Below are 8,786 nucleotides of genomic sequence, written 5' to 3' on the forward strand. Positions count from 1 at the left end.
TCTTCGGGCTTCTCTCGTTTCCCAGCCATCGCTGATCCTCCAATTTGCAGGACAATCTATCCCAGTTGGTGGACCACTCTCAGGGGGCTACTCCACTATCGCCATCGGTCCTACGACTGCTCGAAAGCTTCGAGATGGAGGAGGTTCATGCTGCCGTGAAAACTGCCCTCCAAATGGGCACCATCAGCTTCGATGCCGTGAAACACCTGGTGCTGTGCCGGATCGAACGGCGGCCACCGAGGCTCGATCTGGATGTTTACCCGTACCAGCCGCGCACCCAAGTGCAGACGACATCTCCAGCCAGCTACATGTGCCTGACAACCGGCGGCGCGACATGACGGAAGCGCAGCAGATCGTGCTGAACCACCAGCTCAAGAAGCTGAAGCTGCCGACCATCCTGAGGGAATACGATAAGCAGGCCCAGCTCTGTGCTGCCGAGGCGCGTGACCACGTCCAGTTCCGTCAGACTTCTTAAGGCCAACAGCTCAATCCGCGTCGTCCTTGGGTTTGCTGAGGTTCTCAGCCGCTTGGTTGAAGAACCTCTCGATAGTAGCCTTCATTGATGGCCGTGTCGTTGCTGAGCGCTTGTGGCTGATGGCCATCTCCTCAATAACCTTTGCGCTGAATTCTCTTCCATCTTCGTCGTTGTTGTTCATTTTTCTCTCCGTTGCCTATGTTTCTTGTTCGCCGACGTAGTGACCGAGCTCAACCCCAAACAGCGACGAGTGCAAAGACGCCACCGCTTGTCACTCGCCTGGGCAACCGGGATCAACTTGATCTCCCTGTAGGCGGCCATTCACACCCGCCAGGAGGTCCGAACGTCGTGCGTGGAGGTCGGAGAACTTCGCTCGAGTGCGTCCTTGAAGGATGCAGGCATGGACGCATCTACCCGAAACGTACACTCAATGCTGACGTGCCCAGCCACTAGTAGGCGTTGTCAGGGCATCAAGTTGATCAGGATTACGCCACCAGTCTCCGACTTCCTTTCGACGAAGTCACAGGGTCCTCGGCGGGAACAATGCTCATCACCCCTCGGGCCAATACCCACCACGCGTAGATCGGCCCAAGCAGGACGGCAAAGGTCAATCTCTTGGCAAGTAGAACACCGCCTGAAGGAACGATCTCAACCACAGCCCTGGTGAACTGTTCTTGTGTAATCCGACTGCGAGAATAGGCCGCTACAAAGGGCCAAAGTGCGACGAGAACTGCGGCGCCACCGCCGACCGCAGCCGCTTCCGCCCAGTCGGCAGCGCCAGTGATCTCGGAGAGCATGCGATCAAAATTCTCCTCGGTGACCTCTTCAAGGTCCGCATTGGAAATGATGCTTGCCTGAACCAATTCGTTTGCATCGAAATCCTCGCCGACTTCGGAAGTCACGATAATGGGAATGTCCGGATATCGAATCAACGTATCCTCGATGTAGGCTGGGCTGTCCGTGGCCTTGATCTGAACCTCGATTTGATCACCGGTCTGCACATTCGTGAAGACAATGTCTGAGCCGGGATGATTGAAGTCCTCATTGAGCTTCCCTGACATGGGCTCATCATGCCATCCAACACCGTCCCAGCCTTCACTGGATTCTACCAACAGCTCGAACATGCGCCCACGCACAAGGGCTTCCATCCCGCGAAGTGCTTCGACATCCACCTCGCCGCCAATTCCATGCAGGAAGTTCTGTCTGAAATACTCTGCGATTTGCTGGTCGGATGCGCTTTCCAGGGTAGAGTTGGTGTCTCGAACTGCTTGCAGGAATATTTGGGACAACGGTTCCTGCAACTGATCCGGCTGGTTGGCCAGAAGGTGAGCAAACGCCCCCCAAACGAAGATGTCGCCGCGCATGGTAACCTTCGAGAAGACTTGGTCACCGGTCATCCATGCTTTCAGCCGCCTCGCGGTTTCCACGTAGGTGTCCTTGTCGAAGCCCTTTCGGACTATGCCCCACTGGTAGCGCACCAGTTCTTTCGTTCGCTTCCAGACAGTGCCGAACAATCTCTTTGGAACGACAAAGGAGCCTGTGGCTTTCGCCTCGTCAAACCCAACCCAGAAGATCACGCCTATGAGGGAGGTTGCGAAGAGTTCGGCCATTGCGGTCGCAGGAAGAAAGCCCACCAAAGCAAACAGCGAAAAGAAGAAGCCGAGAACTTGGCGGAAGCCTTCCAAGATCAGGAGGGCCGTCCCGGCTGCCAGACCGACGTATTTCGCGACGTCCGCCGGGCCATCAATCTTGATGCCTGTCCGCTGTGCGATGCGAACGGCCATATAAACCTCGAGCGCAATCGAAACTGCGACGCCAATTCCCATCTTGCCCGGAAGCCCTGCCATCACGGCATTGGCAACCGCGATCTGTGAGATTAACTGCCGGATCTCAGCGTCTTTCGACGGGGCGCTGTCCTGCCACAACTCCTTGATTGGCTCAAAGACATAGGAAGCAACGCGCTTGTTGCGAAACAACGTATCGACCCGCGTCCAGTTTTCTGACAACCAATCGGACGCTTGGCGTATCGCCTCGTCACTGCGGACGTTCTGGAACTGCTTCAATAACGCCGAGAAATAGTCCTTTTTGAACATTGGCTGCGGGCGTCATCGTTTTGACAGTTTTCGGTAAACGCCCGGATTTTCATCCATATCCTTGAGCGCTGCCTTCAGGATTTCATCCTGTTTTTCTTTCAGAAACAAATCCTTTGCGCTGCGACCACTAAGAAGCGCTTTGGCCATTTCGCGGGCCTCAGCGGTTCTCTTTTCTTTGTCGTCAGCCATCTCTTGTCTCCTTAACGAGTTCCAACAGCTCTCTGTACCACATTCCGTATGCCGACTCGTGCCAGCGATCCCGTCCGGCCTCGATGTTCAGCGCCATCTGTGCCAGTATTTCTGGTTCCTGTGAACATCGATAGTGCATCCAGTCGAACAGGTCGACACGGTCCCCAATTGGGCCAACCGGAGGATTGCTGGTACTTTTTATGTCAGACCTTTTGGTTCTCGTGATGGTGCTCTGGCGCAGGCAGCTTGTTCCCGGTTACACAACATCTAGCGACTGATTGTAATGCCCGCCCTCGCTGCGGTGACATCGAGATCCGCAAGTAGGGACGGGTGCCTCGAGACGTACCTCGTATCGGTGACGTCCAGATCGTCGACACCAATGCGATCCTCAAACAACATCATCACAAGTGCAGAGCTGTCTCTCACCGATGACCAGATCATCCCGTGTGCATCAGGGTTATGGAATGCCCCCACTGAAGTGGCCCAGCAACTGGGGTAGGTTTACCCCTCATATTGGAGGACCAGGAGATGGCTGGGAAACGAGAGAAGCCCGAGGACATCGTCTCGAAGCTGCGGCAGGTTGATGTGCTTGTCGGGCAAGGCATGGCCCGCGTTGATGCGATCCGCGAGATTCGCATCTCCTACGTGTCTTGGTTCATTTGAGGCGACCCTATACTTGTCGCGATGCGTCTGCCGGATCCCTCGGGATTTTGCGGATATGTGGAGATGATTGGGAGCATGTCATGGACAAAGCCGTCGGCTTCTACTGGACCTTACCGGTCAAATGGGCGGGGTTCACGTCTATTTCCCCAAATGCCGACGAAGCGGCAGGACAAAGCGAGACAGTACGTTTTCAGGTTGAACTGGTTCGGCGATATGCGCGTGATCACGCCCTAGAGCTTGTCCACGAGGAAGTGTTCCTTGAGATCGATCCAGACAGAGGTAGCGAGGCCATCTTCGAGCCATTGAGAAAGCTCGAAAGGCTTTGTCAGGAGCAGGATGCCGTCCTGCTAATTGTCGATTTCACAGTTGTTCAACGTTGGCGCGAGCATAGCTCCCTAAACGAGTGGTCGCGAAGGACCGGGATATCCATCGAACGTGTTTCCGCCGAAAAGGTCTTGTCTGCTGGCCGGACCTTCGATCCGCACACCCACTTTTCAGAATGACGACGGCGTCAGGACAAGTGGATGGAAGAGAAGCCATTGCGCCGAGAAATGGCTCGCGGACGGGCGCTTGAACTCAAGCGGGATGGGGTAAGCGCTACAAAGATCGCCATTGCTTTGAACACCGAGGGCCTCCGATCTCCGAATGGACAGTCATGGACTGAATCAAACGTTCGGGCACTATTGAAGTAGGAAGCTGAGCACCGAAAAAGCTCGCTTGGCACCAGGGAATACGTCGGTCTGGCGACTCTATTTTTGATCAGATATCATGGACTTATCGCCACACCGAAAAGTCGAGCCATAATGAACGTCGAGCATAGTACAGTGGATGGTGTCCCAAGCATTGCGGGCTTTCTTTCGGAATCCCAGTGGAAGCACGCGTTGTTCACAACCTATGCCTTGAGCCTCAGCTACTTTGAGTCAGAAGTATTGCGACCTCTCATCGGTCAGGGCTGTGACGACATTTGGCTTGTGAGCGACGCGCAAGGCTACCGGTCGTCGCTGCTTGAAAGACGTTCAATGCGGGTTGGACAGGAGTACCGGATTGTTCCGGTCGGGCTGCCGCATGGCGTGTTCCATCCGAAGTGCATCTACCTCTGTTCGGATGACGAACACCTTCTTCTGGTTGGCAGCGGCAACGTGACGTTCGGCGGGCACGGGAGAAACACAGAGGTCTTCGAAGCGCTGGTCCCGGAACAACACGCGACCGCCTTCAGCGATTTCGCCGACTTCCTGATAGCTCTGGGTTCCTCGCCAGACGTTAAGATCGCAAAACGGGATTGGATCGACGACTTCGCCGAACGGGCAATACAAGCTGCGAACGGCGGCGGAGACGCGGACTACAATCCCGTGCGGCTAATTCATCCACTTGAACAAACGGCTGTCGAACAGATCTCTACGATTGCCAACCCGTTAGGACCATGCCGCGAGGCCAGAGTTTTGTCCCCCTATCATGATCCAGATGGTTTAGCTGTAAGGACTCTGTTGGATGTCGTTGAGGCCGGAAATGGTGTGATCGCTGTTACGAGTGAGAATTCTAGCCCATTTCCTTTCGCTGTGACTGGAACCTGGGCGCGCAGCGTTGTTGCCAAGAAGCCAACCATCGACTTAACCCGATTTGTCCATGCGAAATGGATTGAACTCGAGTTTGAGGAAGAGACCATCCTGCTTACGGGAAGCTTCAATGCTACCCGCAAGGCCCTAACAACCACCGACAACGTCGAACTCGGTGTGCTCCGTCATCTGGCCAGAGATGACGAGACATTGGGATGGTCGACTTGCGACGTTCCTGAGTTTGAACCCGCGCACCGCCTGCCCTCCGGCCTTGGGAACACCGAGATCGTCCATGCGTCCTTTGATCGCCACGACGTGGGGCATCTCAAAGGACAGGTCTTGAGCCTGCAAACTGTCACTGGCGATTGGTCCTATCGTGTGGTGCAGGCCGACGGTGGTTCCTATTCAGATCTTGTGACTCTGGATGAAGAAGGTGCTTTCGAAATCAAGGATCCGGGCCTCGAAGCCTTCTCCGAAATGCCCGCACTGCAAATCGTTTTGAACAGGGAGGACCGAGAGGCGCGTGGATGGATTCACAATGAGATGCTGCTCAGCGTCGGATCAAGAAGGCGGCTTACCGCTGGCGCGATGAGCCGATTGATGCGGCGCGAGGGTAGCGACGACGACATCCAGGCTTTGCTCGACTACCTGAGCGTTGCCGCTGACAAGCACCTGCGGGTTTTCGATCTGACCGTTTCGAGGCAAGCCGGACATCTCAAGGATCCATCTGACGCGAACACGCAAGTTGTGCGGGTCGATTTGGACGATTTGGCGCCACTGCATGAACTCCCCGACAATCTAGCAGCAATGCCTGGCATCGCGGCTAGTTCAGGCGATCAATTTGAGACTGCCCTAGTCCGTCTGAGGCGAATGCTTCTCGGGCACGGCAGCTACCGCAATGTCCCCTCCCAGGCCGCTCAGTCTACAGCGCATCTTGCTGAAGACGAAACGGAGGCAATCGAGCCTCCCGATACAGATCAGGACGCCTACAGGCTGGGACTGACAGATTTCGAGCAGGCAATCTCGGACATGATCGACGATTGTGCCGATCATCCGGATAACTTGCCTGGGCTGCTCACAATGCAGTTCGAAATTGGCATGTGGATGCGAATTCATCGACTGGGCGATCCCGATGGTGCCTATGAGTTTCTTGGGAACTGGCTCAGGCGAACCAGCCACCTGACAACAGTCTACCTGGACCAAGTGACATCTCTATCGCAGCACTTCGTTACCGGTGTTGCGGTTCGCGCCGCATTGGCCAAAGAAGATTATGATCCACAGTTCCTGGTCTCGCTGCACGACGATCTGGAGAAGTTCTTCGGCGGCCCAGTCGACAACGTTGTTGCGATCCAGTCGTTGATTGAGGATTCCGACTCGGGTTTTGCAGCGGCGCTCTCTCCCAAGGGTGCAGAGATAGAACTGCGGCCAGCGTTAACAAAAGTGTTGGCGACTCCCACCCGGCGCCAGCAACTGGAAGAAGCGCTGACTCTAAGAGACAATGGCGAAAACGTTCCTGACACGTGGGAGGTGTTCCAATCGGCGAGTGGGAAAAAGCTACATCAGTCGATGCATCGCGACGGCTGGCAAAGGCGTGTCAAAGCGACGGTCCCAGACTACCATGGCTGCATTTTCTGCTTTGCAAAGTTCCCTGTTCAGGAGCTATCCGTGTTTCATCGTGAACGGATCGGCCACTGTGTCCAGTGCAGGAAGTTTACCCTGGACCTAAACCCATGACGATCCAAATTCCGGACAAACCCTTCTTTCTACCTCCTCACGCTGGCGAAAACAGCGGCGTGGACTTCCTTGGTTTGCGCCAGACAAACCTCGACATGATGGCGGAGATGATCCCTTCGCTGAACAATGTCACAGACTACATCCGACCTTTCTCGCTACTGTGCTGGGTTTATTGGAAGTTCTACGAGTTGTGTGCCGAAAATGGTGTTGAAGTTCCGACCAGCGAGGAACTCAATCAGTTTCGGGAGCGGATTGAGGTATTGTTCACCTGGGGTGCGAGGCTGCACGAGACCAGCGGACGAATTCCAGGAACAGGCGCTGCGCCGCCAGAGGCGACTGCTTCTGGTGAAGTTCCCCTGACATTCAAGGCCTGGAAGCGGGTGCAAAGCAGTACCAGCTTGATCGCGGCACTCTGGTATGGACCGGCGTCCAAAACTGTCACCGGCCTTGGATTTCTGATGCCGGTTCCGGGAAGCCCCGGTTTTTTCAGAGTTGTCGGCACAGGAATTGAACTCGCGGAAGCCCTCGATTCCCGTCTCCGGGAAAACGACCAAACCTATCGTCATCTCTTGTCGACGCTGTCGCCGGTTCTGGCCAGCGAAGCTGATGCAATCGCATTGTGGGAGCTTTGGAGCCCGGAGCAGACTACGCCGGGAGAGCAGCAAGCGTTCGCTTCTGCGCTTTACTCCGCCAACAGCCTTGGCAGCACCGACAGTCTACTAAGCCGGAGGAGCACAACACTCGCGTTGGCCCTGCACCACCTTGGTGGCAGTTCAGCGCCCCTGCCTGCGCGGGATATCCGACGCGGCATGGCTCTCTCGATTGCCTCGGACGGCGCGACATACGATGTGCCCGATGAACTCAAAGATGCGCGAGACTGCTGGCTGACGCTTCAAATGAGGCAGTTGCAGCGTCTGTCTCTCGAAAGCCTTCTATCCTGGTGCGAGGCTTGCATGTTGGGCGAAAGGATCCACGACACATCCGCCATGGCGCAGCTTTTCGAAGAAGCATGGGACGGTTCAGGCGGCGGATTTCAAGACAAAAGGACCGTCGATTCAGCGATCAAGGCAATCGAAGGAGAGGCTGACGGTGCCGACGCTTTCGTGTCTGCCATCAACGAAGGAAGAGTACCCGATCCTTTTCTCCTCATAGAGGAGATTTCGGCGCAGATGCGTGATGGCGACCGAAACTATGTCACGAACTCTTTCCTCGGATTGCTGCTGTGCGCCGCCTACGCCGGACTGATCGGAAAAGACGAGCCTATGATAAACATGGGTGGCAGCAGCAGATTGTCGCTTGCCAATCTGCGCATACGGTTGGTCGGACTGGATACTTCGTCGATGCGAGAAGCGTTCCAGTATGTACTTGAAGCCTTGGTAATCAGTCAGCACTTCGCCACAGCCGTGAACCGGTTCGACGGACAGAACCAGCGATTAAGGCTGACTATTGAAGAAACTGGACTCGAAGCCCTGGTGTCTCAACCCTGGCATCCATCAGTAACAGAAGACCGTTTGCCTACGCTGCTGTCACTTGCCGCTCAGGCGGGGTTGCTGACCCGTACGCAGGACAGTCGTTTCGCCGCCAAACCGCAGTGAAGTTGGTAAGTAGATGGAGGGCACAAAGGTCTAGCGGTATCAGTCTCTCAAGTTGACGGCACTCGATCATTGCAGGGACGCACGGCAGCCCGTCGTGAGACTCGAAGCGACTAAATCTTCCTTAACCCCAAGGTCCGTCGCTTGGTTTCCTGACCGTCCTTTCCCATGGTGCGTTTGCTCCGCCGGAAGGTACACTTCCCGCCATCGCTCGCAACGCTGCCACTCTGTTGGCGGTCGATGGGTGCGTGGCAAAGAGGCTGTCTCGCTTGTGGGCATGAAGCGGATTGATGATGAACAAATGCGCCGACCCTGGGTTCCTCTCTGCCGCATCATTGTCGATCCGAGATGCACCGACCTGAATCCGTTCCAGCGCGTCGGCCAGCCAGATCGGATTGCCACAGATCTCGGCTCCAGCCTTGTCGGCTGCGTATTCCCGTGTTCGGCTGATCGCCATTTGAACCAAACCGGCGGCCAACGGCGCCAG

At 55.7% G+C, this 8,786-nt stretch carries 10 protein-coding genes and 1 pseudogene; 7 read left to right on the forward strand and 4 right to left on the reverse strand.

What is annotated here, in order from left to right; genetic code table 11:
* Window positions 1-107: 107 nt before the first annotated feature.
* Both CLV78_RS23450 and CLV78_RS23455 read left to right on the forward strand, forming a co-directional pair.
* Window positions 108-338 (forward strand): annotated as a pseudogene (locus tag CLV78_RS23450) (IS21 family transposase); the annotation flags it as partial.
* Window positions 335-475 carry a hypothetical protein gene (locus CLV78_RS23455; protein WP_211301069.1) on the forward strand — a complete coding sequence of 47 codons (141 nt, stop codon included), beginning with the start codon at window positions 335-337 and terminating at the stop codon, window positions 473-475. The pseudogene CLV78_RS23450 and the gene CLV78_RS23455, both read left to right, overlap by 4 nt.
* Before the next feature lie 10 nt (window positions 476-485).
* Here CLV78_RS23455 and CLV78_RS24230 read toward each other — a convergent pair whose 3' ends face one another.
* The 3 genes from CLV78_RS24230 to CLV78_RS24110 all read right to left on the reverse strand — a co-directional run bounded on the left by CLV78_RS24230 (window position 486) and on the right by CLV78_RS24110 (window position 2,757).
* Window positions 486-656 (reverse strand): hypothetical protein, encoded by a 171-nt coding sequence (locus CLV78_RS24230; RefSeq protein WP_170111687.1) that lies wholly within the window; start codon window positions 654-656, stop codon window positions 486-488.
* A 304-nt stretch (window positions 657-960) separates the two neighbouring features.
* Window positions 961-2,568, reverse strand: a complete 1,608-nt coding sequence (locus CLV78_RS23460) for a hypothetical protein (protein ID WP_106208571.1) — start codon at window positions 2,566-2,568, stop codon at window positions 961-963.
* A 12-nt stretch (window positions 2,569-2,580) separates the two neighbouring features.
* The gene (locus CLV78_RS24110) at window positions 2,581-2,757 is read right to left on the reverse strand and encodes a hypothetical protein (RefSeq protein ID WP_158263656.1); all 177 of its coding nucleotides are present in this window, start codon (window positions 2,755-2,757) and stop codon (window positions 2,581-2,583) included.
* A gap of 528 nt (window positions 2,758-3,285) precedes the next feature.
* Between CLV78_RS24110 and CLV78_RS24835 the strand changes: the two genes are divergently transcribed.
* The 5 genes from CLV78_RS24835 to CLV78_RS23480 all read left to right on the forward strand — a co-directional run bounded on the left by CLV78_RS24835 (window position 3,286) and on the right by CLV78_RS23480 (window position 8,302).
* Window positions 3,286-3,420, forward strand: a complete 135-nt coding sequence (locus CLV78_RS24835; RefSeq protein WP_281261163.1) for a hypothetical protein — start codon at window positions 3,286-3,288, stop codon at window positions 3,418-3,420.
* Between the two features lie 80 nt (window positions 3,421-3,500).
* Window positions 3,501-3,923: a hypothetical protein gene (locus CLV78_RS23465; protein WP_106208573.1), complete on the forward strand. Its 423-nt coding sequence runs from the start codon at window positions 3,501-3,503 to the stop codon at window positions 3,921-3,923.
* Between the two features lie 48 nt (window positions 3,924-3,971).
* Window positions 3,972-4,112 (forward strand): recombinase family protein, encoded by a 141-nt coding sequence (locus CLV78_RS25030; RefSeq protein ID WP_425427980.1) that lies wholly within the window; start codon window positions 3,972-3,974, stop codon window positions 4,110-4,112.
* Window positions 4,113-4,223: 111 nt separating this feature from the next.
* Entirely contained in the window at window positions 4,224-6,707 is a 2,484-nt protein-coding gene (locus tag CLV78_RS23475) for a phospholipase D-like domain-containing protein (protein WP_106208576.1), read from the forward strand.
* Window positions 6,704-8,302: a hypothetical protein gene (locus CLV78_RS23480; RefSeq protein WP_106208578.1), complete on the forward strand. Its 1,599-nt coding sequence runs from the start codon at window positions 6,704-6,706 to the stop codon at window positions 8,300-8,302. The genes CLV78_RS23475 and CLV78_RS23480 overlap by 4 nt, the downstream gene beginning before the upstream one ends.
* Window positions 8,303-8,423: 121 nt before the next feature.
* Here the strand turns inward: CLV78_RS23480 and CLV78_RS23485 are convergent.
* A partial coding sequence (locus CLV78_RS23485; protein ID WP_146136781.1) for a M48 family metalloprotease occupies window positions 8,424-8,786 on the reverse strand: 363 nt, incomplete at its 5' end.

It is taken from the genome of Aliiruegeria haliotis (assembly GCF_003003255.1).
GTDB classification, from domain to species: domain Bacteria; phylum Pseudomonadota; class Alphaproteobacteria; order Rhodobacterales; family Rhodobacteraceae; genus Tropicimonas; species Tropicimonas haliotis.

What these genes read in the sequence shown, in the direction of transcription:
- CLV78_RS23455 (WP_211301069.1), top strand. Translation starts at nt 335, where the DNA reads ATGACGGAAGCGCAGCAGATCGTGCTGAACCACCAGCTCAAGAAGCTG.
- CLV78_RS24230 (WP_170111687.1), bottom strand. Translation starts at nt 656, where the DNA reads ATGAACAACAACGACGAAGATGGAAGAGAATTCAGCGCAAAGGTTATT.
- CLV78_RS23460 (WP_106208571.1), bottom strand. Translation starts at nt 2,568, where the DNA reads ATGTTCAAAAAGGACTATTTCTCGGCGTTATTGAAGCAGTTCCAGAAC.
- CLV78_RS24110 (WP_158263656.1), bottom strand. Translation starts at nt 2,757, where the DNA reads ATGGCTGACGACAAAGAAAAGAGAACCGCTGAGGCCCGCGAAATGGCC.
- CLV78_RS24835 (WP_281261163.1), top strand. Translation starts at nt 3,286, where the DNA reads ATGGCTGGGAAACGAGAGAAGCCCGAGGACATCGTCTCGAAGCTGCGG.
- CLV78_RS23465 (WP_106208573.1), top strand. Translation starts at nt 3,501, where the DNA reads ATGGACAAAGCCGTCGGCTTCTACTGGACCTTACCGGTCAAATGGGCG.
- CLV78_RS25030 (WP_425427980.1), top strand. Translation starts at nt 3,972, where the DNA reads ATGGCTCGCGGACGGGCGCTTGAACTCAAGCGGGATGGGGTAAGCGCT.
- CLV78_RS23475 (WP_106208576.1), top strand. Translation starts at nt 4,224, where the DNA reads ATGAACGTCGAGCATAGTACAGTGGATGGTGTCCCAAGCATTGCGGGC.
- CLV78_RS23480 (WP_106208578.1), top strand. Translation starts at nt 6,704, where the DNA reads ATGACGATCCAAATTCCGGACAAACCCTTCTTTCTACCTCCTCACGCT.